The sequence below is a fragment of the Pseudomonas fluorescens genome, from assembly GCF_002837185.1.
Classification (GTDB): domain Bacteria; phylum Pseudomonadota; class Gammaproteobacteria; order Pseudomonadales; family Pseudomonadaceae; genus Aquipseudomonas; species Aquipseudomonas fluorescens_AM.
Genome location: NZ_KZ477989.1, coordinates 1 through 26,271, shown reverse-complemented (window position 1 = coordinate 26,271; position 26,271 = coordinate 1). Strand labels below are relative to the sequence as shown.

Here is a 26,271-nt window from a genome sequence, read left to right as displayed (position 1 = left end):
AACCGACTCAACCAATGCGCTTCATACCCGTCGCCTTGACCGCGTTGAGGTCGAAGGTGGCGGTGTACTCGCAGCCGGCCGCATGGGCGCAACGCTCGATCAGGCAGTCGGCAAAGTCTGCCTTGTTCGCCACGAACTTGCGCAGCGCCTGCCAGATGATATCGGCGTGCTCAACAGTGAGCTCGCGCGTGTGCAGCAGGGTTTCCAGCACCATCACCACATCGCTCTTGGCTGATTGATAGCAGGACTGCAGTACCCACACCAACTCCACAATGGTCACCAGGCTGACAAAGCCCGGTGACGCGGCAGTCAGTGATTCGATCAGTCTGGACGCCTTGGCTGATTGCACCGGCTCGTCCTGGGTGACGTAGCGCACCAGCACGTTGGTATCCAGGCCGATCATCCGGCTTTTGCTCCTTGGGCCGCGATGGCTTGGTTCATGTCCTCGATGGACACCGCATTGGCAGGCTTGCGAATCAGACCCTTGAGGTCGGTGACGGTTTTGCTCGCGGCGATCATGGAAAACTTGCCGTCTTCCATTTCGACGAATTCCACCCGGTCGCCTGTTTCCAGGCCGAGGGCTGTCCTGACCTGGACAGGGATGGTGATTTGCCCTTTTGATGTAAGCGTGGCGGTTGCCATAGTGAAGATCTCCATCGTGATATTCCTTACCTTAGGGTAAGGAGTGATAGAGGACAATATCCGTTGGTCCATGGGTTGCTCGCAGGTGTGGGTGAGTCGGTACTAAAACCCTAGTCCGAACCCTCGATCCCCACACCTTTGGCCATGCGCCAAACCGATACAAACTATGACCGGCCGCGCCGGCTCATTGCACCACGCGATAGCACGGCACATACGCCGCGCCGCCCGGTAGCTTCATGCGGTGCTGGGCGACAAACGCTTTGAGCAGCTCATCCAACGGTTTCATGATCGCCGGGTCGCCATGAATCTCGTACGGACCGTTTTCTTCGATCAGGCGAATACCTTTGTCCTTCACGTTACCTGCAACGATCCCCGAGAACGCGCGACGCAGGTTGGCCGCCAGTTCATGGGGCGGCAACGCATGGCTCAGCTGCAGGCTGGCCATGTTTTCGTGGGTCGGGTCGAAGGGGCGCTGGAAACCTTCGTCGATCTTCAACAGCCAGTTGAAGTGGAACGCGTCGTTGCGCTCGCGCCGGAACTGTTTGACCGCCTTGAGCCCTGCGGTCATCTGGCGCGCGACTTCGGCCGGGTCGTCGATGATGATCTGGTAATGCTTCTGCGCCGCTTCGCCGAGGGTAGCGCCGACGAACGCGTGCAGTTGTTCCAGGTAGGGAGCCGCATGTTTGGGCCCGGTGAGCACCACCGGGAACGGCAGGTCGCGGTTGTCCGGGTGCATCAGGATGCCCAGCAGGTACAGGAATTCCTCAGCGGTGCCCGCGCCGCCGGGGAAGATGATGATGCCGTGGCCGACACGCACGAAGGCTTCCAGGCGTTTCTCGATGTCCGGCAGGATAACCAGCTCATTGACGATCGGGTTCGGCGCTTCGGCGGCAATGATGCCAGGCTCGGTCAGGCCCAGGTAGCGGCCACTGGTGATGCGTTGTTTGGCGTGGGAAATGGTCGCGCCTTTCATCGGCCCTTTCATGACGCCGGGGCCGCAGCCGGTGCATACGTCGAGGCTGCGCAGGCCCAACTCGTGCCCGACTTTCTTGGTGTATTTGTATTCTTCGGTGTTGATCGAGTGGCCACCCCAGCACACCACGATCTTCGGCTCGACCCCCGCGCGCAGCGTACGGGCGTTGCGCAGCAGGTGGAACACGTAGTCAGTGATGCCCTGGGAGTTGCTCAGGTCGATGCGCTGGCTGTCCAGCTCGTTCTCGGTGTAGACGATGTCACGCAAGGCGCTGAACAGCATTTCGCGCGTGCTGGCGATCATCTCGCCATCGACGAAGGCGTCGGCGGGAGCGTTGAGCAGTTCCAGGCGTACGCCGCGGTCTTGCTGGTGGATGCGCACTTCAAAGTCTTTATAGGCATCGAGGATGGTCTTGGCGTTGTCGATATGCGCGCCGGTGTTGAGGATCGCCAGGGCGCACTGGCGAAACAGGGCATAGACGCTGCCGCTGCCGGCTTCACTCAGTTGCTGGACTTCACGTTGTGACAGGGTTTCGAGGCTGCCCTTGGGGCTGACGGCGGCGTTGATGACTTGACGTTGGGGCATTCTGATTCCTTGAAAGCACAGCCACCGCATCCACGAAAGACGCGATGGCTTGAGAATGATGGGCGCCGTATACGGTCGCACGAGACGGTTATTTACCTCAGGCGCAAGGCCGAGCGCAAATGCCGTCCAGCACCATCATGCCGCAGAACTTACTGGATCAGCTTCCAGTTTTTGTAGAAAACCCGACGCAGGGTAAACACCAGGCCGGCAAAACCCGCGATCACGGCGTTAAGCACGGAGGGCACCCGGGTTGGCCGCACGATATCAATGAACAGGCAGTAACGTTTCGCATCGTTCTTGTTGAAAGACGCATGCATCAGCGTGTCATCGAAGATAAACAGCGGGTCGTCGTGCCAGTAGTGCTTGTGCTTGCCCACCTGGATATACACGCCTTCATGGTGCGGTGCCGGCGCCATGTTGTAGAGCACTCGGAACATCATGCGCAGGGGCCCGAAGTGGAACGACGTCGAGCGGTTCTCATTGAACACCGACACGCCGATGGTCTTCACGAAGGGCAGTTTCTTGCGCAGTTGCGGGATGTTCAGGGCGGTTTCGATGGGCCGACCGTACCACTGGAAAAACAGCATGCCGCGTTTCTTCTCGGCCATGCGGGCGTCCAGGTAACCGATGATTTCTTCCTTGCGTGCCATGGCGTCGTTGATGACCTGTTGCAGGTCTTCGCGCCATTCGGGCGGCAGGTCTTGCATCGTGTAGACATGCCGGTTGCGGGCGCTCAAGAGGTCGAGCAGGGTGTTGAACGGCGCCAGCACCCAAGTGTTGCGGCCGTTGCCGATGAAATATTTCTTGATGGTGCTGCGGTCGTAGAGGCCGTTGCGCAAAAAATCATAAACACCGCAGAGCACCACCAGCAGTAGAAACACCAGGCAGGTGCGCGGAAAACAGTAGATCAATAGCAGAACGCCGACGACCCAGGCGAGGGACACCAGCTTTTTGCCGACAGCGTTTTTGCTCATGAAACCTGGCTCCAAACCTGAAACATAATGAAACAATATCGTCATCATAGGGGTTTCTGTCGTCCTTGAGCGTTTTAAATAGTTCGAAAATTGTTAAGTCGGTGCACAGTTTGTAACGGACATCAGGGCTGTCAGGGTCTGCGGATTGAATTTTGAGATCGGAAGATTTGCGTCTATCGTGACGCTTCGGTTTTTCAGGCGTCATAGACCGGTACGATTGAAGTTGAATGGCCACCATTGGCCTTCGGCACCTTGGAAGAGGCAGAATTTTTATGATCATCAAACCGCGGGTTCGTGGCTTTATCTGTGTGACCGCTCACCCTGTTGGCTGTGAAGCGAACGTCAAGGAGCAGATCGACTACGTGACTGAAAACGGCACCATCGAAGGCGGCCCCAAGAAGGTGCTGGTCCTCGGTGCTTCCACCGGCTACGGCCTGGCCGCGCGCATCAGTGCTGCGTTTGGCTGCGGCGCCGATACCCTGGGCGTGTTTTTTGAGAAAGAAGGCGAAGAAGGCAAGTTGAGCTCCGCTGGCTGGTACAACAGCGCGGCGTTCGAGAAGTTTGCCGTGCAAAAGGGCCTGTACGCCAAGAGCATCAACGGCGACGCGTTCTCCGACGAGATCAAGCGCCTGACCATCGAAACCATCAAGAAAGACCTGGGCAAAATCGACCTGGTGGTCTACAGCTTGGCCGCGCCACGCCGTACCGACCCACAAGGCGTGGTGCACAACTCCACCCTCAAGCCGATCGGCAAGGCTGTGACCCTGCGTGGGATCAATACTGACAAGGGCGTGGTGGTCGACACTACGCTGGAGCCGGCGACCCAGGAAGAAATCGACGGCACCGTCAAAGTCATGGGCGGTGAAGACTGGCAGCTGTGGATCGACGCCCTGCGTGACGCCGATGTACTGGCCGAAGGCGCCAAGACCACCGCGTTCACCTACCTGGGTGAGAAGCTGACCCAGGACATCTACTGGAACGGCTCCATCGGCGAAGCCAAGAAAGACCTGGACAAAAAAGTCCTGACTCTGCGCGACAACCTCGCTGCGCTCAAGGGCGACGCCCGTGTGTCGGTGCTCAAGGCCGTGGTCACCCAGGCAAGTTCAGCAATCCCGATCATGCCGCTCTACCTGTCGCTGCTGTTCAAGGTGATGAAAGAGCAGGGCACTCACGAGGGCTGCATCGAGCAGGTGTACGGCCTGTTCAAGGACAGCCTGTACGGCAGCGAGCCGAAACTGGACGCTGACGGCCGTCTGCGTGCCGATCTGGCCGAGTTGGAGCCAAAGGTTCAGGACGCCGTGGCGGCGCTGTGGAACCAGGTTACCGACGACAACGTCAACGAGATCAGCGATTTTGCCGGCTACAAGGCTGAGTTCCTGCGCTTGTTCGGTTTTGAGGTCGATGGCGTGGACTACGAAGCGGACGTGAACCCGACCGTCAAGATCAACGGTCTGGTTCAGGCGTAATTAAATGATGTAACGGTGGCGGCCTCGATAACTCGATTATCAGGCCGCTGCTTGCTGCTGCCGATATCAGGCATATCTGGATTCAGCCAGGCGATGTTTTGCCTGGGTGAAGTCTGATCGCCGGATATTCACCAGCTCATTCTCCCAGAGAGGATTGAGCGGCACGTGAAAACCGCTGTCTTTGGCGGTTTTTATCAGCTCAGCCATTTCCCTGCTGTCATGGATGATGCTTATTTCATCGAATCTGCCTAGTTTTGACGGCAGGAAAAACGTCGCCGGGTAGTTCGCGGCCACTTCCGTCGCCGGGCTGCCCGAGTCCGCATTGTGGTGGACCACCCGCTCTGCGTCCCCGACCAGCGTTTGATTGATGATGCCGATCATCTCCCGTATTCGCGGCGTGGCATTGCCTAGATCGGCGTCCTCTTTCTTGTAGAAATTCGCTGCGCTGGCAAAGTCTGCGCGCAGCTCCTCCGGCACCTGTTTATACGCATTGATTCGTTCCTTGAACACGCTGTGAGCGACATCCGGTACCGGGAGCTTATCCTGGGCCCCGTAGTCACTCAGGTGCGGTGCGACCATGTGCAGATCGTAATCGGCAGTCAACGGCTTGCCCTCTGCCTGTTTGGCCAGTACTTCAAGCGGCTTGCCCTGGTGGGTGATCAGATAAGTGTCGGCGTCAGGCGAAACAGAACGGGCTTGAAATGTATAGCGTTGCCCGCTCGGCCCTTGGGCGCTCAATTTCAGCGTGCCTTCCTCGCCTGTTGCGGCCAGTTCAGTGATATGGCCTAGGTTCACCAGTTCATTGAGGCGATGGCTCGAGAGTTTCAGCGGGATCGGGACTGCGTGGCGTCGCTCGACGCACTCCAGAATCTGCGCGTTGGCCTTGGCGACTTTTTCCGGTGCACTCTCCAGCTTGCTGAATGCCTGGTCGGTACAGATCAGACCTGCCTGCGGCCCCCAGTTGGCACTTTTGCCCTTGATGTGGAAGTCCTTGGTGGGGTGTCCGGCTTCTATCAGTCCGGTAGCCACGGACTCGACTGGACGTATGCCGATGATGGAGTTGGTGGTTGCCGCGATCTGTTGCAAGGGTTCAAGGTGGCTCGAAACTATCCCTGTTTGCTTTTTTACCCGCTCGATCAGGGTCTGGCGCGGGCTGTCGGACTCCCCGGCAACGCTGTGTTCCTGAAGGGACTGATTGCGTTGCAAGGCTTCCAGGCTGAGTGCGGAAGGTGATGTAACACTGAGACTCGTGGCTATCATCGGAATACCCCTATGTCACGTCTTGCGGCAGTGTTGGGTGATTCCGTTCAGTCAACGTTTTCCTTGATAGGGCTGACATTAAAAGAGATTGGCCCCGGATGGGGAGGCGTGGTGAACATTCAGAACGATCCTACTCGTGCCTGCCTTCTGCTGCGCCTCCTAGTGCGCCCACTTCTCCATGACAAAATCGACCAAGGCCCGCAGCTTGGGCAGGCGATAACGGTCTTGGCGATACAGCAGGTGCATGGGGCGGCTGGGGAGGTTATAACCGGTCAGCAAGGCAACCAGCTTGCCGCTCTCCAGGTCCGGTTGCACCAGGGCATCAGCCAGCATGATGATGCCCATGCCGTTTACCGCCGCCTGGCGCAAGCCTTGGGAGCTGTTGATGGTCAATGAGCCGGCCACCGGAACCTCTACCTCGCCTTCGTCCCCCGTCATGCGCCACAGTTTGTCGGTGTCGCGCCAGTTGTCGGTCGCAGGGTAGGCGAAAGCCAGGCAGTCGTGATGCTGCAGGTCAGCCGGAGTCTGCGGCGTGCCTCGCCGCGCCAGGTACGCAGGGGATGCGCAGAGGGTGAGGGTGTAGGCCTGCAGGGGTCTGGCGATCAGGCTGGAGGTTTCCAGTTCGCCGAGGCGGATCGCCACATCGAAGCCGCTGTCGACCAGGTCCATCCGCTCATTGCTCAACACCACATACAGGTTGATCAGCGGGTAGCGCTGGGAAAACTCGCTCAAGGCCGGCACGAGACGTTCGGTGCCGAACACGGGCGGCGCGGTGATACGCAGGCTGCCTTTGGGCGCTTCGCTGTGAATCTGCTCCGCCAGTAGCTCGGAGTCGGCCACCAGCCCCAGCACTTCCAGGCAGCGCTGATAATACTGCCCGCCAAATTCCGTAAGGCTCTGTTTGCGGGTGGTGCGTTTGAGCAAACTGACGCCCAGTCGGTGCTCCAGCGCACGCAGATGGTTGCCGACCATGGTCGTCGACATCCCGCACTCGTGCGCGGCGGCGGTCATGCTGCCGGTCTCGACAACCTTCACATACACCGACATGGCCTGGAACAGATCCATTATCAAGTCCTGGTTTAAAGTAATTGTAGGAATTCGCAGTTTATCCAGCTGTGGTGGCTAACGATACTCAAACACCACAACGATGCACTGGAGCCTGCCCCATGACTGCCGCCTGCCTGATGAGCACCTATCAACCCTTGGCCCTGAGTTTCACACGCGGTTTGGGCACGCGTCTGTGGGACCAACAAGGTCGCGAGTACCTGGACGCGGTCGCGGGCGTGGCCGTGACCAATGTCGGCCATTCCCACCCCCGGCTGGTAACGGCCATCAGCGAGCAGGCCGGCCTGCTGTTGCACACCTCCAACCTCTACAGCATTGACTGGCAACAGCGTCTGGCCCTGCGCCTGACCCAACTGTCCGGGCTTGACCGCGCGTTCTTCAACAATTCAGGCGCTGAAGCCAATGAAGCAGCGCTGAAACTGGCACGCCTGCATGGCTGGAAAAAAGGCATTGAGCAGCCCTTGGTGGTGGTGATGGAGAACGCTTTCCACGGGCGCACGCTGGGCACCATGGCGGCCAGTGACGGGCCATCAGTGCGCCTTGGATTTCAACGTCTGCCGGGGGATTTTCTGAAGGTGGGTTTTGGTGATCTGGACGCATTGAAGCGCATCACCCAACAGTTGGGTACGCGCATCGCCGCCGTGCTGCTGGAGCCGATCCAGGGCGAAAGTGGTGTGTTACCGGCACCGCCCGGCTACCTGAAAGCCCTGCGCGATCATTGCACGCGTCACGGCTGGCTGATGATGCTTGATGAAATACAAACCGGCATTGGCCGTACCGGTGCCTGGTTCGCCTTTCAGCACGAGGGCATTGTCCCCGACGTGATGACCCTGGCCAAAGGGCTCGGCAACGGTATACCGATCGGCGCCTGCCTGGCCCGCGCCGGCGTCGCCGAACTGTTCACGCCAGGCAGCCATGGCAGCACGTTCGGTGGCAACCCGCTGGCGTGCCGCGTCGGCTGCACGGTGCTGGACATCATCGAAGAGCAGGGGCTGTTGCACAACGCTGCGCGGCAGGGCGAGCGCTTGCTCGATCGCTTGCGCATGGAACTCGATGGGCACCCGCAAGTGCGGGCGATTCGCGGCAAAGGCTTGATGATCGGGATTGAACTGGCCAGCCCTTATCGCGACCTTGCCCAACGTGCCGCCCAGGAGCACGGGCTGTTGATCAACGTCACGCGGGGCAAGATCATTCGCCTGTTGCCGCCGCTGACGTTGCACAGCAAGGAAGTGGAGATGATCGTACGAGCCATCACCCGACTGCTGGCTTGAAATGCAGCCAAATGTGGGAGGGGGCAAGCCCCCTCCCACAGAGTTCTGCGCTGCTTTTCAGATTCCATTCAACCACTCCTGATTCAGGGTCTCGGTATCCCCCAGGTACTCCAGCAACCACGCCATGGCCGGGGACAGTTTGTTCTGTGCCCAGGCCACGCAGGATGGGCTGGCCGGGAAGGGGCGGTGCAGTTGCAGCGCCACCAGTTCGCCGCGCTCGATCCACGGCAGCACCTGATGCGCCGGGGCCATGCCGACGCACAAACCATCGCGCAGGCAATCGAGCGCCGAGGACCAGTTGGGCACCACCAGGCGGCGCTGGTTGTCCAGGGTCCAGGTGTCCCGTTTGGGCAGGTTGCGCGAGGTGTCGGTCATGCACAGGGAGGCAAAGGGGCGCAGTTGATCGTCACTGAGCAGGCCGCTGACCGTTGCCAGGGGATGTTTGGCGCTGACCACACACAACCAGTTCAACAAGCCCATGTCACGAAAGCTGAAGTGGCTGGCCACCGGCACCGCGCTGGTGGCGCCGATCACAATGTCGGTGCGCTCGTCCGCCAGCGCATCCCACACACCGTTGTACACCTCGTACTCCAGCAGTAATTCCACTTCGGGGAACTGTCGATAGAAGTCCAGCACCAGTTGCCGACAGCGTTGCGGCTTGACGATGGAATCCACCGCCACCTTCAGCTGACCGCTCCAGCCATTGGCCACTTGCTGGCACAGGCGCCGGGTGCCGAGCATTTTTTTCATTACCCCGCGGGCTTCGTCGATAAACAGGCGGCCGGCGGGCGTCAGCTCCACGTCACGGTGGCGTCGTACAAACAGCGGCACCGCCAGCCACTCTTCCAACTGACGCACCGTATAGCTGATGGCCGACGGCACGCGATGCAGTTCCTGGGCGGCGGCGCTGAAACTGCCGTGGCGTGCGACGGCATCGACCACATCCAGGGAATATTCGGACCACATGGCAGCTGCCTTCAAAATTATTGATCAGACTGTCCAATTATTATCGCTTCACAGGAAAACTACCAGCTTCATAATGGGCGCCAGTCAGCAAATAGTTTGATGGCAGGTTCTACAAGGCTTCAATGAAAAATTCATTTGGTTTCACTTGGTATCTGGCGGGGCTGAGCATGCTCGGTTATCTCGCCATGGACATGTATTTGCCGGCGTTTGGCGCCATGGGCGAGCAGTTGCAGATTGGCGCCGGGGCCGTGGGCGCCAGCTTGAGCATTTTCCTTGCCGGTTTTGCGCTCGGGCAGCTGCTGTGGGGGCCATTGTCCGACCGGCTCGGGCGCAAGCCGGTCCTGCTCATGGGGTTGAGCCTGTTTGTGCTGGGGTGCCTGGGCATGTTCTGGGTGCAGACCGCGCCGCAGCTCTGGGCATTGCGCTTTATGCAGGCGATCGGCGTGTGCTCTGCGGCGGTGAGTTGGCAGGCCCTGGTGATTGATCGCTACCCGGCGGACAAGGCTCACCGCGTGTTCGCCAGCATCATGCCGCTGATGTCGCTGTCGCCGGCGTTGGCGCCGTTGTTGGGCGCGATGGTGTTGAATCATTTTGGCTGGCAGGCGATTTTTGGCGTGTTGCTGGGGGTGTCGCTGCTCCTGCTGTTGCCGACGGTGTTCCTGCGCAGCGCGCCGAAGCGTCAGACGCACCAACCCGTGCGCCTGGGCTATGCACAGCTGTTCACTTCACGGGTATTTACTGGCAACGTCATGATATTTGCCGCCTGCTCCGCCAGTTTCTTTGCCTGGCTGACCGCTTCGCCGTTCATCCTCGGTGGCATGGGCTACAGCCCGAGTGACATCGGCCTCAGTTACGTGGTGCCGACCCTGGCCTTTCTCGTCGGCGGCTACAGTTGCCGCAGCGCCTTGCAGCGCTTGCCGGGCAAGACCTTGCTTCCGTGGTTGCTTGCTTTCTATTGCCTGAGCATGGTGGCGTTGTACCTGGTTGCAACCCTGACAGTGCCGACCCTCACCACCTTGCTGATTCCGTTCTGCCTGATGGCGCTGTGCAACGGGGCCAGCTACCCGATCGTGGTGGCGAATGCGCTGATGCCGTTTTCGGAAAACTCCGGTAAAGCGGCGGCACTGCAAAACACTCTGCAACTGGGCCTCTGCTTCCTGGCCAGCTTGTTGGTGTCGTCAATGATCGAGCAACCGTTGTTGATCACGGTGATGGTGATGCTGGCGACCGCGCCGTTGGCGGTGTTGGGTTACTGGTTGGCGCGGCCGAAGGCGCAGTGCTCTGAGCTGGCAACTGATCTGAAGTGACAATGCGGTCGAAAATGTGGGAGGGGGCTTGCCCCCGATAGCAGTGGATCAGCCAGCACATTTGGCGCTGATATAGCGCAATCGGGGGCAAGCCCCCTCCCACATTTGGATTGAGTTTCTTCAGCTAGAACGTCACTTCCATGTTCAGCGTCGGCGTTGATGTACGGCTGCCCCGACCGCCGTCCACGCCGAACTTGTTATGCCAGTATTCATAGCCCACGCCGAAGTACAGGTTCGGCTTGACGCTCTTGCCCGGCCGCACCGCCACCATCAATGCGGTGCGCATCAGGGCTTCCGGCGCGGTATCGCGGCCATGATAGTCCTCGCCTTTCTCCCCCACGTAATTGATGAATCCCTGGAATTTAGCCGCATGGCTGGCGATCTCGAACGGGCGCATCCAGGTCAGGTTGAGCATGTAGGTGTCGTCGAAGGTGTGGTTCGATTCCCTGGCGCCGGGAATCCCGGTGTGGTTCTTTTCCTTGTAGTACATCAGGCTCAGGTCCAGCACACCGACGGTGTCCCACTTCAACGTAGGGCCGATGACCAGAGCGCGTTTTTTCGCGCTGGCGAAGTTGTTGTTGCGGTTCGCATCGAAGCCCAGTGTCAGTGCGTAATCCTTGATCAGCCCGGTACCCTGCGGCATAGCCAATACCCGTGAAGCGTAGAGCTGATGGCGGTACACCGCGTACACCTCGCTGCCACCGCGGTCGGTGCCCTTGCGTGGGTCCTTGCTGTCGGACAGGAACACATCGAGATTCAGAAAATTGCTGCCGTATCGGTAGCCGCTGGCGTGGGTGAAGCTGTAGATGCGCTTGCTGAAGTCGTCGGGGTTGTTCGGGTTGGTGAAGTGTTGGCCGTAGCGAAAACCTACGCTGTTGTTCATCCATTCCACTGCGACAGCCTCCCCGCCGCCGAAGAGGGTCAATGCGACGGTTGCGCCTTGCAATGCCTTTTTCATTCTGTTGGGTCCTTTGGCGTTCTGGCTCGTGACGGCCGGATTGTTTTTGTAACGCCGCGGCAGGGTATCTTGTCTGAATGATTGTATACAACTCTATGGACATACAGTCTTAACATTGCATACAGTGAGCGCACAACAAAAACAGAGATCCCCTCACCATGACTATCCCGAAGGCGTCACCGCAGCGGCCCGAAGATGAAAATCTGGGCGTCGCCGCCAACATGGCTTACGGCCTGCAGCATGTGCTCACCATGTATGGCGGCATCGTTGCCGTACCGTTGATCGTCGGCCAGGCGGCCGGGTTGTCGCCAGCGGATATCGGCCTGTTGATCGCCGCGTCGTTGTTTGCCGGTGGCTTGGCCACGTTGCTGCAAACCCTTGGCCTGCCATTCTTCGGGTGCCAGTTGCCGCTGGTGCAGGGCGTGTCGTTCGCCGGTGTGGCGACCATGGTGGCGATCGTCGGCAGCGACGGGGCAGGGGGCGTGCCGGCGATTCTCGGGGCGGTGATGGCCGCGTCGTTCATCGGTTTGTTGATCACCCCGGTGTTCTCGCGCATTACCCAGTTTTTCCCGCCGCTGGTGACCGGTATCGTAATCACCACCATCGGCCTGACCCTGATGCCCGTGGCGGCGCGCTGGGCCATGGGCGGTAATAGCCGCGCGGCGGACTTCGGCAGCATGTCGAATATCGGCCTGGCTGCACTGACGCTGGTGCTGGTGTTGCTGCTGAGCAAAATCGGCAGCGCAGCCATCTCGCGCCTGTCGATTCTGCTGGCGATGGTAATCGGCACGGTGATCGCGGTGTTCCTGGGCATGGCCGACTTCTCCGGCGTGACCCAGGGGCCCATGTTCGGCTTTCCCACGCCGTTCCATTTCGGCATGCCGACCTTTCATGTGGCAGCGATCATTTCCATGTGCATCGTGGTGATGGTCACCCTGGTGGAAACCTCGGCGGACATTCTGGCAGTGGGTGAGATCATCGACACCAAGGTCGACTCCAAACGCCTCGGCAACGGCCTGCGCGCCGACATGCTGTCGAGCATGTTCGCGCCGATCTTCGGTTCATTCACGCAGAGTGCGTTCGCCCAGAACGTCGGCCTGGTGGCGGTTACCGGGGTGAAGAGCCGTTTTGTGGTGGCAACCGGCGGGGTGTTTCTGGTGGTGCTTGGCCTGCTGCCGTTCATGGGCCGGGTGATTGCCGCCGTGCCTACCTCGGTGCTCGGCGGCGCCGGCATTGTGTTGTTCGGCACGGTGGCGGCCAGCGGTATTCGCACCTTGTCCAAGGTGGATTACCGCAACAACATGAACCTGATCATCGTCGCCACGAGTATCGGTTTCGGCATGATTCCCATCGCCGCGCCCAGCTTCTACGACCAATTTCCCAACTGGTTCGCGACCATTTTCCATTCGGGCATCAGCTCGTCGGCGATCATGGCGATCTTGCTCAACCTGACGTTCAACCACTTCACCGCCGGTAACTCTGACCAGCAGTCGGTATTCGTGGCGGGGACGGAGCGCAGTTTGTGCTTTCGCGACGTGGCGGCGTTGCGCGATGGCGATTACTACCGGGGTGGCAAACTGTTCGATGCCGAGGGCAAGGAGATTCCTTTGGTGGCGGATATGCCGAAGAGAACAGTGAAGGCTGAAACCAGCAAGGTCTAAATGTGGGAGGGGGCTTGCCCCCTCCCACATTGGAAATCAACTGGCTTTGAGTGCTGCGTGCCGTACTGAACATACTTCATCCAAGAACTTCACCACGGTCCCCATGCACGCCTGGCGTTCTTCTACGTGGGGCATGTGGCTGGAGTCTTCGAACAGTGCCCAGCGCACGTCCGGGATTTCGTCCAGGAAAGGCTTGACCACCAACGGCGTGGCCTCGTCGTGCCGGCCGGAGATCACCAGGGTCGGCACGTTGATCGCAGGCAAGCGACCGATCACGTTCCAGTCCTTCAAGCTGCCGATCACATGGAACTCCGTCGGACCGCTCATGGCGTGGTACACCGTCGGGTCGGCATCGACCTGGGCGAAGGTGCGTGCGACTTCTTCCGGCCACGGGTTGACCCGGCACACATGCTGGTCGTAGAAGATCCGCGAGGCGGCCTGGTATTCCGGGTCCTGGTAGGTTCCGGCGGCTTCATGCTTGAGCAAGGTTTCATGCACACCTTCGGGCAACAGCTTGCGCAGTCGATTGGCCTCGCTGACCCAGGTGCGCATGCACGTCGGTGAGTTGGCCGGGATAAAGGCACGCAGGCCCTTGGGCTGCAGAATCGCATGTTCGCTGCCGAGCATGCCGCCCCAGGATTGCCCGAGGATCGCGTAGTTGTCGCTGATGTGCAGGTGGTCGAGCAGGTTGTTCAACTCATTGAGGAACAGGTCGACGGTCCAGAACGATGCCGGTTTTTCCGGCAGATGCGTTGAGCGACCGTTGCCCAGCTGGTCGTAGTGAATCACCGCGTGGCCGCTGGCGGCAACGTCCTTGAACGCGTCGACGTAATCGTGGGTGCAGCCGGGGCCGCCATGGATGATCACCAGCGGTGTGCGGCCTGTGGCCAGCTCACCGGTGATGCGATACCACGTCTGATAGGCGCCGAAGGGGGCGTAGCCTTCGCGGACTTTATCGATGAATTCCATTTCGTACCCTGCTCTGAAAAAAGGATCAGGGCTACGATAGTCTGCACGCGACGTTTAGGTAACTAGCAAAACAGCTAGGTTTTGCGTAAGGGTCAATCGTCCAGCAACCGATAGTGCGTGGCGCGCACCACCGCCTGCACGCGGTTCTTGGCGCCCAATTTGTGCATGGCCGACGCCAGGTGCAGGGTCACTACCGCCAGCGAGCGGGTCAATTGCGTGGCGATCTCGGCCGCGGTCAAGCCCTCGGCGGCCCATTTGAGGCACTCGCGCTCGCGTTTGGTCAGATGGATATGCGGGTAGGTGCGCAACGCTTTGTTGAACAAAGGATAAGCCGCCTCCTGTAACGCGTGGCCGATCACGCTGAAGTCCGACAAGGTGTGCTGCGCATCTTTCAATACCGTGCTCGCCTTGCCGGTGCGCAGCCCGGTCAATGAGGCGAAGCCACCGCGGGGCAGGTGGATGGGCACGCTGACGCCGCAGGTCAACTGTTGTTCGTGCAGGTAGGAACAAACGGGTGCATGGCAGGGGTCGATGATCGTTTGCAGTGCAGTCTCGGCTTTTGCCTCATACGACCAGACAAACGGCGATACGCTGCGCAAGGCCAGGTGTTGCACCGGATCAATCTGGTAGAACCCTTCGCTGCACCACAAGGCGTGCCAGTCGGTCGGTGTGTTGCGCAGTTGCAGCACCGAGGGCGTGATCAGCGCACCATTGAGGTCGATGGGCACCGGCGTGTAGTCGTACACCAGCGCATCGAAGCCCAGTTGTTGGGCGAGGATAAACGTGTTGTCTATCTGCTCGTCCAGGCTCCTGCCCGGCATCAGACGACTATTGAAGGCAGTTAGCCTGGCCAGCATCCGTTCTGCTCCCGAATTCATTTGAATCTCGACTTGCTGCAAGTAGAATGCCACGCCCCGGCGAAGGACTGCCAGGCCAAACCTATAAGAAACGCTAGGTTATGGACGCGCGGCATCCTCGGTAGTGTTGACGTGACAAACGGCCACTACCTGCCAGGCCGATACAACACAAGGAATGTATGCATGTGGCGTGAAATTGCCCCCGACCAGCAGTACAACGTGCAAGTCGACGGCCATAATCTCGTGGTCTACAGCTTTGGCGAAGGCGATGAGGTGCTGCTGTGCCTCAACGGCGGGCCGGGCCTGCCGTGTGACTATTTACGCGACGCCCATGGCTGGCTCAAAGAGCATAACCTGCGAGTGGTTGCATTCGACCAGCTTGGCACGGGCGCATCAGCCAGACCGAACGACGTTTCCCTGTGGGAAATCCGCCGTTATGTCGAAGAAGTCGAGACCGTGCGCCAGGCACTGGGCCTGGGCCCTGTGCATCTGCTCGGGCATTCCTGGGGCGGTTGGCTGGGCATCGAGTACGCCATCCATTACCCCGATGCGCTGAAAAGTCTGATTCTGGAAAACACGGTTGGCGATATTCCCCACCTGTCACGGGAACTTGAACGCCTGCGCGGCGCCCTTGGCAGCGAAACCGTGGCCATGATGCAGCGCCATGAAGCCACGGGCACGCTCGATCACCCGCAATATCAAGCCGCCATCACCTTGCTCAACTATCGCCACGTGTGCCGGCTGGACGAATGGCCGGAGCCGGTCAAACGCTCCCTCGGCGATTGGAACATGGGGCCTTACGAAACCATGCAAGGTCCAAACGAATTCCTCTATATCGGCAACCTCAAGGACTGGAACCGCATTCCTGAAATGGCCACGTTCAAGATGCCGATATTGATCACCACCGGCCAGCACGACGAACTCACGCCGGCCTGTGCCATGCGCATGAAGATGGCGGCCCCGCACGCCGAACTGCATGTATTTCCCAACAGCAGCCATATGCCGTTCTACGAAGAACCCCAGGCGTACTTTCCGGTGCTGCTGGACTTTCTCGCCCGTCACCGAGGCTGACGAATGAACCTGGCGCGTTATCGCTTCGTACTGTCCCGGCCCCTGCAATTGTTGCCGGTGCTGGTGGGCATCAGCCTGATCACCTTTGTGCTGGTGCGCTCGATCCCGGGCGATCCGGCGCGCGCGCTGCTGGGTTCGCGCAGCACGCCGGACGCGTTGCTGAAAATCCGCGCCCAGTACGGCCTCGATGAGCCGTTGTGGCTGCAATATTTCTACTTCCTGAAGAACCTGCTCAAGGGCGACCTCGGCCAATCGCTGCTGTACAAGGTCGACGCCCTCAAGCTGATCGTCACGCGCATTGAACCGACGCTGGTGCTCGTGCTCGGCAGTGTGTTGCTGGCGCTGTTGATCGCGGTACCGCTGGCGACACTGGCGGCGCGCAATAAAGGCGGCTGGCCTGACAACCTGATCCGTATATTCACCACGGTCGGCCTGGGCATGCCGGCGTTCTGGCTGGGCCTGATGCTGATCCTGTTGCTGAGCGTGCAGTGGGGCCTGTTTCCGGTGTCCGGTTACGGTCGCACCTGGCTGGACAAGGCCCACCATATGGTCCTGCCGTGTCTGACCATTGCCCTGGCGCTGTCGGCAGTGCTGGTGCGTAATTTGCGCGCGAGCATGTTGGTGGAACTGCAGGCTGATCATGTCACCGCTGCACGGGCGCGGGGGCTGTCGGAAGCCGCCGTGTTCCGCCGCCATGTCGTGCCCAACTCGCTGGTGCCGGCCGTCAACCTGCTGGCTGTGAATATCGGCTGGCTGATCAGCGGCACGGTGGTCATCGAAAGCCTGTTCGCCATTCCCGGCATCGGCCAGTTGCTGGTGCGCGGTATTTTTACCCGCGACTACATGGTGGTACAGGGCGTGGCGATGGTGCTGGCGTGCGCGACGGTGGTGGTCAACTTCATCGCCGACGTGGTCACGGTGGCGCTCGACCCACGGGTGAAAATGCAATGAATAGCCGCCCATTGATAGCGCCCTGGCGTCTGCGTCTGCGCCTGGGTTTTCGCAACGGCCGGCTGACCGCTGCGTGGGGCCTGCTGATACTGCTCACGTGGTTGATCCTGGCGCTGTTCGCGCCGTGGATCGCGCCCTACGACCCGATTGCGCAGAACACCGATATGAGCCTGCTGGCGCCCGGCGCTGCGCACCTGTTCGGTACCGATAACTACGGCCGCGATGTGCTGTCGCGGGTGATCTGGGGCGCGCGCATCGACCTGCAACTGGCGATTGTCGGGGTGATCTTTCCGTTCATGATCGGCACCTTCATCGGCGCGGTCTCCGGTTATATCGGCGGGCGCCTGGACAGTGTGTGCATGCGCGTGATCGACGTGGTCCTGGCGTTCCCGTTTCTGGTGTTGATGCTGGCGATCATGGCCATTCTCGGGCCTGGACTGCAGAGCTTTTACATCGCCATGGCGCTGGTGGGCTGGGTGTCGTATGCGCGGTTGATCCGTTCACAGATCCTGGTGCTCAAGGAGAGCGACTTTGCCCTGGCCGCCAAGAGCCTGGGGTTTGGTCATGGGCGCATTCTGTTCCGGCATTTGCTGCCCAATGCGCTGTTTGGCTCGATCGTGTTTTCCATGTCCGACGCGGTGCTGGTGCTGCTCAACGGCGCTGCGGTGAGCTACCTGGGCCTGGGCGTACAGCCACCGACCGCCGAATGGGGCACGATGGTCGCCGAGGGCCAGGCCTTTATCACCACCGCCTGGTGGATTTGCACCTTTCCGGGCGTGGCCATCGTGACCCTGGCCATGGGCTTCAGCCTGCTGGCCGATGGTGTGGCGCACGTCCTGGGGGATCGCTCATGAGCCTGCTGCAAGTGCGCGATCTCAGCGTGATTGCCGATAACGCCGGGCACGCGCTGACCCTGGTCGACCGCGTGTCCTTTGACCTGGCCGAGGGCGAAATCCTGGGGTTGGTCGGTGAAAGCGGTTCGGGCAAGACCCTGGCGTGTCGCGGCCTGATGTGCCTGTTGCCATCGCCCAGCCTGCGCGTGCACGGCGGCACGGTACACCTGGCCGGCCAGGACCTGTTGCGCCTGGATGAAGCCGGCATGCGCGCCGTGCGTGGCGGGCAGTTGGGCATGATCTTCCAGAACCCCAGCAGTCACCTGGACCCGTTGATGCGTATCGGCGAGCAGATCGCCGAGGGCATCCGCCTGCATCAAGGCGCCTCGAAAAAAGACGCGCGCCTGCAAGCCATCGACGTGCTGCGCCAAGTGGGTATTCCCGACCCGCAAGCCCGTGTCGACAACTATCCCCATGAGTTTTCCGGCGGCATGCGCCAGCGCGCGATGATTGCAGTAGCCCTGGGATGCAACCCGAAGGTGCTGATCGCCGACGAACCCACCACGGCCCTGGATGTGACGGTGCAGGCGCAAATCCTGCGCTTGTTGCTCGACCTTCGCGACAGGCGTGGCCTGTCGATCATCATGATCACCCACGACCTCGGCGTGGTGGCGCAAAGCTGCGACTCCATCGCGGTGATGTACGCCGGGCGCCTGTGCGAACACGCCAACAAATACGAACTGCTGGCCCAGCCACGGCATCCGTACACTGCCGGCCTGATCGATTGTCAGCCGGCCCACAGCAGCGGCCATGCGTTGTTGCGCACCATCCCTGGCCAGCCGCCGCTGCTCGACGCATTGCCTGACGGTTGCCGCTTCAACCCCCGTTGCCCGCAGGTCGGCGCCCTGTGTACCGAACTGTTGCCGGAAGGCGCACGGGTTGCCTGTCACTATCCCTTGGGAGGGCGCCCATGAGCCTGTTGCAGATCAAGGACCTGGAGGTCCGCTTTACCGCATCCGGCAGTGGCCTGTTCGGGTTGAGCAAGCAGTGGGTGAGGGCGGTGAACGGGGTGTCGCTGAATCTGGCCGCCGGTGAAACCCTCGGGCTGGTGGGCGAGTCCGGCAGCGGTAAAAGCACGCTGGGCCGGGCGATTTTGCACCTCAACCCGATCAGCGCCGGGCAGGTGCTGTTTGAGGGGGTCGACATGGCTCAGGGCAGTGCTATCGATATTGCACGGTTGCGCCGGGAAACCGCGATGATCTTCCAGGACCCCTATGCCGCCCTGAATCCGCGTCACACCGTCGGCGAGACCCTTGCAGAAGTGTTGCGGGTGCAGCGCAAGGTCGCGCCGCACAACATCCGCGCCCGTGTCGATGAACTGCTTGAGCTGGTTGGCCTGCGCCCTGAACTGGCCTCGCGCAAACCCGGCTCCCTCAGTGGCGGCCAGTGCCAGCGCGTGGGGATCGCCCGGGCGCTGGCGGTAGAGCCGCGCCTGATCATCGCCGACGAATGCGTGGCGGCGCTGGACGTGTCGATCCAGGGCCAGATCATCAATCTGCTGCTGGAACTGCAACAGCGCATGAACCTGGCGATCCTGTTTATCGCCCATGACCTGGCTATCGTGCGTCGCCTGTGCGACCGCGTGGCGGTGATGTACCTGGGCAAGATCGTCGAGGAGGGGCCGGTGGAAGCGGTGTTCACTGCCCCGCGCCATCCTTATACGGCGGCGTTGATCGAGGCAATTCCGCAGATTGACCCCCATCATCCGTTGCCTGCGCAGCCGTTGCCCGGCGAACCACCAAGCCCGCTGAATTTGCCCACAGGTTGCGCGTTTCACCCGCGTTGCCGCTATGCCCAGGCCAGGTGTTCCGTGGTGTTGCCGCCCACCCATTCACTGCATGAGCATCGGTACAGTTGCGTGCTTGAACACCCTTTGACCCTTCCTGCCCATCATGAACAAGGAGTTATGACATGCAATCGCGCCATCTGAAATTGCTCGCCGCCGCCACGCTGACCGCCTGGTCCCTCACTGCCGGCCTGGCCCAGGCTGCCGGTGTACTGACCATCGGTTGCCGTGAAGACAGCACCACCTTTGACCCGATCAAAAGCGCGCAGAACCGCGATACCTGGGTTTTTGCCAACGTCTACGACACCCTGGTGCGGGTGGATAACCTGGGCACCAAAATGCAACCGGGCCTGGCGCAAAGCTGGGAGATTTCCAAGGACGGCCTGACCTACACCTTCAAGTTGCGCGACGCGAAGTTCTCCGACGGCTCGCCGATCACCGCTGGCGACGCGGCGTTCAGCCTGTTGCGCATCCGTGATAACAAGGCATCGCTGTGGAGCGACCCGTTCAGCCTGATCGACACCGCCAAGGCCAGCGATGCGAAAACGCTGGTGGTTACCCTGAAAACGCCGGCGGTAGCGTTTCTCTCGCAATTGGCGTCGCCAACGGTGTCGATCCTGTCGGAAAAAGCCATGACGACAATGGGCGAAGACGCCTACTCGGAAAACCCGGTGACGTCCGGCGCCTTCACCGTGGACGAGTGGCGCAAGGGCGACCGCGTGATCCTGAAGAAGAACCCGAACTTCTGGCAGGCCAGCAACGTCAGTCTGGACGGTGTGGAGTGGGTGTCGGTCACCGACGACAACACACGCATGCGCATGGTGCAGAACAACGAGCTGGACACGGCGATCTTCGTACCCTTCTCCCGCGTTGAGGAGCTGAAAAAAGACCCGAACGTGGTGATCCATGCCGACCCGTCCACCCGCGAAGACCACCTGCTGATCAACCACGCTCACGGCCTGCTGGCCAAGCCAGAGGTGCGTGAAGCGCTGGACATGGCCATCGACAAACAATCGCTGGTGAAGACCGCCACTTACGGTCAAGGCACCGTGGCCTATTCCTACATCCCGAAAGGCTCGCTTTATCACTACGCCAATAACCTGCAGCGCCCGTACGACCCGACTGCCGCCAAGAAGCTGCTGGAGCAGGCCGGCGCCAAGGACTTGAAGCTCAACTACGTGGTCAACGCCGGCAATGAAGCGGACGAGCAGATTGCGGTGATCATCAAGGATCAACTGGCCAAGGTCGGCGTCACCGCCAACCTGCAAAAGGTCGACCCGACCCAGAGCTGGCAGATGCTGGTGGACGGTGAGTACGATATTTCGGTGATGTACTGGACCAACGACATCCTCGACCCGGACCAGAAGACCACCTTCGTGCTGGGCCACGACACCAACCAGAACTACATGACCCGTTACCAGAACGACAAGGTCAAGGCACTGGTGGCGCAAGCGCGCATCGAGGCCGACCCGGCCAAGCGTGAGCAGATGTACGTGGAATTGCAGAAACTGGCGAAACAGGATGTGAACTGGATCGATCTGTATTACAGCCCGTACATCAATATCTCACGCAAGAATGTGAGCAACTTCCTGCAGAACCCGCTGGGCCGCTTCACGCTCGAGGAAGTGGTGAAAAACTAAGGTCTACAGAACACCGCAATACAAAATGTGGGAGGGGGCAAGCCCCCTCCCACATTTGATCCAGGTCTTGTCAGGGGTTACTGCGCGTCAAATGCCTGCCCATTGATGCCCGCACTGTCCGGCCCCATCAGGTACAGGTACACCGGCATGATTTCTTCCGGCGCCGGTCTTTCCATCGGGTTTTCCCCTGGGTAGGCCTGGGCCCGCATGCTGGTGCGCGTACCGCCCGGGTTGATGCTGTTGGCGCGCACGGCGGCTACGTCTTCCAGTTCGTCGGCCAGGGTTTGCATCAAGCCTTCAGTGGCAAACTTCGACACACCATAAGCGCCCCAATACGCCCGGCCCTTGCGCCCGACGCTGCTGGAGGTGAACACCACCGACGCATCCCGGGACAGCTTGAGCAACGGCAGCAAGGTGCTGGTCAGCATGAACATCGCGTTGACGTTGACGTGCATCACCCGCATGAAGTTCTCGCCGGACAATTGCTCGATGGGTGTGCGCGGTCCGATGATCGAGGCGTTGTGCAGCAGGCCGTCGAGGTGGCCGAATGCCTTTTCGATCATCGCTGCCAACTCATCGTATTGATGGGGCAGGGCGGTCTCCAGGTTGAACGGGATCACCACCGGTTGCGGCTGGCCGGCGGCTTCGATCTCGTCATACACCTGGGCCAGGTTGGCTTCGGTCTTGCCCAGCAGCAGCACGGTGGCGCCGTGGGCGGCGTAGGTTTTCGCCGCGGCCGCGCCGATTCCGCGACCGGCGCCGGTGACCAGGATGACCCGGCCTTTGAGCAGTTCTGGAGGGGCAGAATAATCAAACATAAATAACCTCAAATTCGAAAATGCCGAAGATCCCCTGTGGGAGGTGGCTTGCCCCCGATAGCGGCGGATCAGTCAACAAATGCAGTGACTGACACACTGCAATCGGGGGCAAGCCCCCTCCCACATTGGATCTTCATCGATCAGTTAAATCAGCAACTGCACACCGCGTTATCCAGCACCTTGCGCAGCTCCAGCGGGTGATCCACCACCACATCCGCCCCCCAGTGACGAGGGTTATCGTCCGGGTGGATGTAGCCGTAGGTGACCGCCGCCGTGCGCGTACCGGCATCGCGACCGGATTCGATATCACGCAAGTCATCACCGACGAACAACACGCTGGCCGGGTCGAGGTCGAGCATCTTGCACGCCAGGATCATCGGCTCAGGGTCCGGCTTGCTGTTCTTCACGTGGTCCGGGCAGATCAGCACGGCCGAGCGTTCGGCCAGGCCCAATTGCTGCATGATCGGCTCGGCAAAGCGCAGCGGCTTGTTGGTGACCACGCCCCAGATCAGCTTGGCTTTCTCGATGTCTTCCAGCAGTTCGGCCATACCGTCGAACAATTTGCTGTGCACCGCGCAATCCTTGAGGTAGCGCTCGAGGAACTCCTGGCGCAACGCTTCGAAACCTGGCGACTCCGGGTCCATCGAGAAGGTCACGGCGACCATCGCTTTCGCGCCACCGGAGATTTCATCGCGGATGTGCTGGTCGTTGACCGGCGGCAGGCCACGGTCGGCGCGCATGGCCTGGCAGATGGCGATAAAGTCCGGCGCGGTGTCCAGCAAGGTACCGTCCATGTCGAAGAGAACCGCTCGCAACTTCACAGGCTTACTCCTCGCGCAGGGTCTGGATCATGTAGTTGACGTCAACGTCGTTGGCCAGCTTGTAGTGCTTGGTCAGCGGGTTGTAGGTCAGGCCGATGATGTCCTTGACGGTCAGCCCGGCCTGGCGGCTCCACGCGCCCAGCTCGGACGGACGGATGAATTTCTTGAAGTCATGGGTGCCGCGTGGCAGCAGCTTCATGATGTATTCGGCGCCGATAATCGCGAACAGATAAGCCTTGGGGTTGCGGTTGATGGTGGAGAAGAACACCTGGCCGCCGGGCTTGACCATACGAAAGCAGGCGCGGATCACCGAAGACGGGTCCGGCACGTGTTCGAGCATTTCAAGGCACGTGACCACATCGAATTGCTCGGGCATTTCCTCGGCCAGGGCTTCGGCGGTGATCTGGCGGTATTCCACGCTTACGCCGGATTCCAGCTGGTGCAGCTGGGCCACGGCCAGCGGTGCTTCACCCATGTCGATGCCCATGACGGTGGCGCCGCGCTGGGCCATGGCTTCACTGAGGATGCCACCGCCGCAACCGACGTCCAGCACTTTTTTGCCGGCCAGGTTGACACGTTCGTCAATCCAGTTGACCCGCAGTGGGTTGATATCGTGCAGCGGCTTGAACTCGCTCTCACGGTCCCACCAGCGGTGGGCCAGGGCTTCGAATTTGGCGATTTCGGCGTGGTCGACGTTGCTCATGGTGAATCCTCTGAATCTGATAAATCGGTTTATTCGCTGTGCCCGCTGATGCGTTGGCCCCAGGCAATGGCCGTGGCGGTCAACTGTGCTTCATCCATGCGGGTCAATCGTCGGTCGTCGAGCAACTGCTTGCCGGCGACCCAAAGGTGTTTCACGCAGTCGCGACCGGTAGCATAGATAAGCTGTGAGACCGGATCGTAGATCGGTTGTTGCGCCAGCCCCGAAAGGTCGAAGGCGACGATATCTGCGGCCTTGCCAACTTCCAGCGAACCGATCTGGCTGTCCAGGCCCATGGCCCGCGCGCCATTGAGGGTTGCCATGCGCAACGCGCGATGGGCATCCAGCGCGGTGGCCGAACCGGCGACGGCCTTGGCCAGCATGGCGGCCGTGCGGGTTTCGCCCAACAGGTCGAGGTCGTTGTTGCTGGCGGCGCCATCAGTGCCTATAGCCACATTGACGCCAGCCTGCCACAGGCGTTCAACCGGGCAGAAGCCGCTGGCCAGTTTCAGGTTCGATTCCGGGCAGTGGATGACACTGGTGTTGCTTTCTACCAGCAAAGCCAGGTCATCCTCGCTGATTTGGGTCATATGAACGGCCTGGAAGCGCGGGCCCAGCAAGCCAAGGCGACCCAGACGGGCCAGTGGCCGCTCGCCAGTCTGTTCCACGGCTTGCTGCACTTCGAAGGCGGTTTCGTGCACGTGCATATGGATCGCGGCGTCCAGCTCTTCAGCGATGATCCGGATCTTTTCCAGGTTGTCATCGTTGACCGTATAAGGCGCGTGGGGGCCGAAGGTGATCTTGATGCGTGGATGATGCTTGAGGTCGCCGAACAGCTCGATGCCCTGGCGAATCGCCTCGTCGGCGTTGCTGGCGCCCGGGATCGGGAAGTCCAGGATCGGAATGGCGATCTGCGCGCGCATGCCGCTGTTGTGCACGCAATCGCTGGCGACCTTGGGGTAGAAATACATATCGGAGAAGCAGGTGATGCCGCCCTTGAGCTGCTCGGCGATGGCCAGGTCAGTGCCATCGCGCACGAAGGCTTCATCGACCCACTTGGCTTCTGCGGGCCAAATGTGTTTTTCCAGCCAGGTCATCAACGGCAGGTCATCGGCCAGGCCGCGAAACAGGCTCATCGCCGCATGTCCGTGGGCGTTGATCAGGCCCGGGCTGAGCAGCATGCCCGGCAGTTCGCGCACTTCGCTCGCCTCAAGCTTCAATGCCGCCGCCCGCGGCCCGATAAACACGATGCAGCCGTCGCGGATACCCAGGCCGTGCTCCTTGAGCACTACGCCAGCGGGTTCGACGGGTACCAGCCAGGTCGGCAGCAGTAATAAGTCGAGCGGGGCGGCAGTGGGCGTCATCGCAGGCTTCTTCCTGGGCAGCTATAAAAGAAGGGCGAAGTATACCCGAGCGTCCCGGCTGGCGGATCGCTATAATCGGCGGCTTTTGTTCATGAGTACGGGGTAAGGGATGCGCGACCGACTGTTGGCTGCGGAGAAGGTGAAGGCCATCGAGTGGCGTGATGGCGTGCTGCACCTGCTCGATCAGCGTGCGTTGCCGGCCCGGGAAAGCTGGGTGGCGTGCTCGACCGTCGACGAGGTGGCCGCCGCCATTCGCGCGAGGGTGGTGCGCGGCGCGTCAGCCATCGGGATCAGTGCGGCCTACGGCCTGGTGCTGGCTGCCCGCCAGCGCATTGCCGAAGGCGACGACTGGCAGGCGGCATGGGAAGAAGACTACGCATTGCTGGCCGATACCCGTCCCACCGCATCCAACCTGTTCTGGGCATTGAAGTGCATGCGCGACCGCCTCGACCGTCTCAGGCAGCACGCCGACCCGTTGGCGGTGCTGGAAGCCGAAGCCCTTGCGATTCATGAAAGCGACCGCGAAGCCAATGTGGTCATGGCCCAATTGGGCCTTGAGCGAATACGCAAGCACCAGGGCAATGCCCAGGCGATCCTGACCCATGGCAACGCCGGCGCTTTGGCCACCGGCGGTGTCGGCACGGCGCTCGGGGTGATTCACGCGGCGTTCCTGGAAGGCCTGGTCGAGCAGGTGTATGCCAATGAAACCCGTCCGTGGCTGCAAGGCTCGCGATTGACCGCGTGGGAACTGGGCGGCGCCGGCATTCCGGTTACGGTAAATGCCGACTCCGCCGGAGCGCATATCCTCAAGACCAAAGGCGTCACCTGGGTGGTGGTCGGCGCGGACTGCATCGCGGCCAATGGCGATGTGATCAGCACGATCGGTACCTATCAACTGGCCGTTTGCGCCATGCACCATGGCGTACGCTTCATGGTGGTGGCGCCGAGTTCGACCCTCGACCTGATGATGGCTACCGGTGATGATGTGGCCCTGGAAGAGCGTGATGTCGGTGAGTTGCTGGAGGTCAATGGTCAGCGGTTGGAGGCGCAGGCCTTTAATCCGGTGTTCGATGTAACGCCGGCTGATCTGATTGATGTGATCGTGACTGAAAAAGGCGTTGTGGAGCGGCCGGATACCGCCAAGCTGGCCAGGTTGATGTGCCGTAAGCGGCTGCATTGAGGGCTGTGGTGTCTGTGAAATAGCTATCGGGGGCAAGCTGAACTGGCCTAATGATTTTGGACACTTCAATCGGGCGCTATGATAGCGCCCAAA

25 protein-coding genes are annotated in these 26,271 nt (G+C 60.7%); 11 read left to right on the top strand and 14 right to left on the bottom strand.

What is annotated here, in order from left to right; genetic code table 11:
• Positions 1-7 precede the first annotated feature (7 nt).
• The 4 genes from CIB54_RS06125 to CIB54_RS06110 all read right to left on the bottom strand — a co-directional run bounded on the left by CIB54_RS06125 (position 8) and on the right by CIB54_RS06110 (position 3,174).
• Positions 8-403 carry a PIN domain-containing protein gene (locus tag CIB54_RS06125; RefSeq protein WP_065950299.1) on the bottom strand — a complete coding sequence of 132 codons (396 nt, stop codon included), beginning with the start codon at positions 401-403 and terminating at the stop codon, positions 8-10.
• A complete protein-coding gene (locus CIB54_RS06120) occupies positions 400-657 on the bottom strand; it encodes an AbrB/MazE/SpoVT family DNA-binding domain-containing protein (RefSeq protein ID WP_101219065.1) in 258 nt (85 codons plus the stop codon). The genes CIB54_RS06125 and CIB54_RS06120 overlap by 4 nt, the downstream gene beginning before the upstream one ends.
• 169 nt (positions 658-826) lie before the next feature.
• Complete coding sequence (ppnN, locus tag CIB54_RS06115) at positions 827-2,200, bottom strand: nucleotide 5'-monophosphate nucleosidase PpnN (RefSeq protein ID WP_065950301.1); 1,374 nt, start codon at positions 2,198-2,200, stop codon at positions 827-829.
• A 149-nt stretch (positions 2,201-2,349) separates the two neighbouring features.
• A complete protein-coding gene (locus CIB54_RS06110) occupies positions 2,350-3,174 on the bottom strand; it encodes an aspartyl/asparaginyl beta-hydroxylase domain-containing protein (RefSeq protein ID WP_101219063.1) in 825 nt (274 codons plus the stop codon).
• A 272-nt stretch (positions 3,175-3,446) separates the two neighbouring features.
• Between CIB54_RS06110 and fabV the strand changes: the two genes are divergently transcribed.
• Positions 3,447-4,640 (top strand): enoyl-ACP reductase FabV, encoded by a 1,194-nt coding sequence (gene fabV / locus CIB54_RS06105; RefSeq protein ID WP_065950303.1) that lies wholly within the window; start codon positions 3,447-3,449, stop codon positions 4,638-4,640.
• Positions 4,641-4,706: 66 nt separating this feature from the next.
• Here fabV and CIB54_RS06100 read toward each other — a convergent pair whose 3' ends face one another.
• Both CIB54_RS06100 and CIB54_RS06095 read right to left on the bottom strand, forming a co-directional pair.
• Positions 4,707-5,900, bottom strand: a complete 1,194-nt coding sequence (locus tag CIB54_RS06100; RefSeq protein ID WP_101219061.1) for an anthrax toxin-like adenylyl cyclase domain-containing protein — start codon at positions 5,898-5,900, stop codon at positions 4,707-4,709.
• A 159-nt stretch (positions 5,901-6,059) separates the two neighbouring features.
• Positions 6,060-6,965, bottom strand: a complete 906-nt coding sequence (locus tag CIB54_RS06095; RefSeq protein WP_101219059.1) for a LysR family transcriptional regulator — start codon at positions 6,963-6,965, stop codon at positions 6,060-6,062.
• A gap of 101 nt (positions 6,966-7,066) precedes the next feature.
• Between CIB54_RS06095 and CIB54_RS06090 the strand changes: the two genes are divergently transcribed.
• The gene (locus tag CIB54_RS06090) at positions 7,067-8,236 is read left to right on the top strand and encodes an aspartate aminotransferase family protein (RefSeq protein WP_065950306.1); all 1,170 of its coding nucleotides are present in this window, start codon (positions 7,067-7,069) and stop codon (positions 8,234-8,236) included.
• A gap of 57 nt (positions 8,237-8,293) precedes the next feature.
• Here CIB54_RS06090 and punR read toward each other — a convergent pair whose 3' ends face one another.
• Positions 8,294-9,202, bottom strand: a complete 909-nt coding sequence (punR, locus tag CIB54_RS06085; RefSeq protein WP_065950307.1) for a DNA-binding transcriptional activator PunR — start codon at positions 9,200-9,202, stop codon at positions 8,294-8,296.
• 122 nt (positions 9,203-9,324) lie between these two features.
• On the opposite strand from punR, the gene punC reads away from it, so the two are divergent.
• Complete coding sequence (punC, locus tag CIB54_RS06080) at positions 9,325-10,509, top strand: purine nucleoside transporter PunC (protein ID WP_065950308.1); 1,185 nt, start codon at positions 9,325-9,327, stop codon at positions 10,507-10,509.
• A gap of 124 nt (positions 10,510-10,633) precedes the next feature.
• Here punC and CIB54_RS06075 read toward each other — a convergent pair whose 3' ends face one another.
• Positions 10,634-11,467 carry a nucleoside-binding protein gene (locus CIB54_RS06075; RefSeq protein ID WP_101219057.1) on the bottom strand — a complete coding sequence of 278 codons (834 nt, stop codon included), beginning with the start codon at positions 11,465-11,467 and terminating at the stop codon, positions 10,634-10,636.
• Positions 11,468-11,625: 158 nt separating this feature from the next.
• Between CIB54_RS06075 and CIB54_RS06070 the strand changes: the two genes are divergently transcribed.
• Entirely contained in the window at positions 11,626-13,128 is a 1,503-nt protein-coding gene (locus CIB54_RS06070; RefSeq protein WP_065950310.1) for a nucleobase:cation symporter-2 family protein, read from the top strand.
• Between the two features lie 36 nt (positions 13,129-13,164).
• Here CIB54_RS06070 and CIB54_RS06065 read toward each other — a convergent pair whose 3' ends face one another.
• Complete coding sequence (locus CIB54_RS06065; protein WP_065950311.1) at positions 13,165-14,097, bottom strand: proline iminopeptidase-family hydrolase; 933 nt, start codon at positions 14,095-14,097, stop codon at positions 13,165-13,167.
• 92 nt (positions 14,098-14,189) lie between these two features.
• Positions 14,190-14,954, bottom strand: coding sequence for a LuxR family transcriptional regulator (locus CIB54_RS06060; RefSeq protein ID WP_065950312.1), 765 nt, complete (start codon positions 14,952-14,954; stop codon positions 14,190-14,192).
• A gap of 183 nt (positions 14,955-15,137) precedes the next feature.
• Between CIB54_RS06060 and CIB54_RS06055 the strand changes: the two genes are divergently transcribed.
• From CIB54_RS06055 to CIB54_RS06030, 6 genes are read left to right on the top strand one after another with little or no spacing between them, the layout of a single operon-like run.
• On the top strand, positions 15,138-16,025 hold the full coding sequence (locus CIB54_RS06055; RefSeq protein ID WP_101219055.1) for a proline iminopeptidase-family hydrolase: 888 nt from the start codon (positions 15,138-15,140) through the stop codon (positions 16,023-16,025).
• A 3-nt stretch (positions 16,026-16,028) separates the two neighbouring features.
• A complete protein-coding gene (locus CIB54_RS06050; RefSeq protein ID WP_065950314.1) occupies positions 16,029-16,976 on the top strand; it encodes an ABC transporter permease in 948 nt (315 codons plus the stop codon).
• Positions 16,973-17,830, top strand: coding sequence for an ABC transporter permease (locus CIB54_RS06045; protein WP_065950315.1), 858 nt, complete (start codon positions 16,973-16,975; stop codon positions 17,828-17,830). The genes CIB54_RS06050 and CIB54_RS06045 overlap by 4 nt, the downstream gene beginning before the upstream one ends.
• On the top strand, positions 17,827-18,783 hold the full coding sequence (locus CIB54_RS06040) for an ABC transporter ATP-binding protein (protein ID WP_101219053.1): 957 nt from the start codon (positions 17,827-17,829) through the stop codon (positions 18,781-18,783). The genes CIB54_RS06045 and CIB54_RS06040 overlap by 4 nt, the downstream gene beginning before the upstream one ends.
• Positions 18,780-19,799: an ABC transporter ATP-binding protein gene (locus CIB54_RS06035; protein WP_101219051.1), complete on the top strand. Its 1,020-nt coding sequence runs from the start codon at positions 18,780-18,782 to the stop codon at positions 19,797-19,799. The genes CIB54_RS06040 and CIB54_RS06035 overlap by 4 nt, the downstream gene beginning before the upstream one ends.
• Positions 19,781-21,295: an ABC transporter substrate-binding protein gene (locus tag CIB54_RS06030; protein ID WP_101219049.1), complete on the top strand. Its 1,515-nt coding sequence runs from the start codon at positions 19,781-19,783 to the stop codon at positions 21,293-21,295. Before CIB54_RS06035 ends, CIB54_RS06030 begins: the two co-directional genes overlap by 19 nt.
• 77 nt (positions 21,296-21,372) lie before the next feature.
• Here the strand turns inward: CIB54_RS06030 and CIB54_RS06025 are convergent, their stop codons facing one another.
• From CIB54_RS06025 to CIB54_RS06010, 4 genes are all read right to left on the bottom strand, one after another.
• On the bottom strand, positions 21,373-22,113 hold the full coding sequence (locus tag CIB54_RS06025) for a YciK family oxidoreductase (protein ID WP_101219047.1): 741 nt from the start codon (positions 22,111-22,113) through the stop codon (positions 21,373-21,375).
• Positions 22,114-22,262: 149 nt separating this feature from the next.
• Positions 22,263-22,934: an N-acetylmuramic acid 6-phosphate phosphatase MupP gene (gene mupP / locus CIB54_RS06020; RefSeq protein ID WP_065950320.1), complete on the bottom strand. Its 672-nt coding sequence runs from the start codon at positions 22,932-22,934 to the stop codon at positions 22,263-22,265.
• 4 nt (positions 22,935-22,938) lie between these two features.
• Positions 22,939-23,637, bottom strand: coding sequence for a bifunctional 2-polyprenyl-6-hydroxyphenol methylase/3-demethylubiquinol 3-O-methyltransferase UbiG (gene ubiG, locus CIB54_RS06015; RefSeq protein WP_003189760.1), 699 nt, complete (start codon positions 23,635-23,637; stop codon positions 22,939-22,941).
• A gap of 29 nt (positions 23,638-23,666) precedes the next feature.
• Positions 23,667-24,998: a TRZ/ATZ family hydrolase gene (locus CIB54_RS06010; RefSeq protein WP_065933007.1), complete on the bottom strand. Its 1,332-nt coding sequence runs from the start codon at positions 24,996-24,998 to the stop codon at positions 23,667-23,669.
• Positions 24,999-25,107: 109 nt separating this feature from the next.
• Here CIB54_RS06010 and mtnA point away from each other — a divergent pair, with 109 nt between their 5' ends.
• The gene (gene mtnA, locus CIB54_RS06005) at positions 25,108-26,178 is read left to right on the top strand and encodes an S-methyl-5-thioribose-1-phosphate isomerase (RefSeq protein WP_101219045.1); all 1,071 of its coding nucleotides are present in this window, start codon (positions 25,108-25,110) and stop codon (positions 26,176-26,178) included.
• Positions 26,179-26,271: the final 93 nt, after the last annotated feature.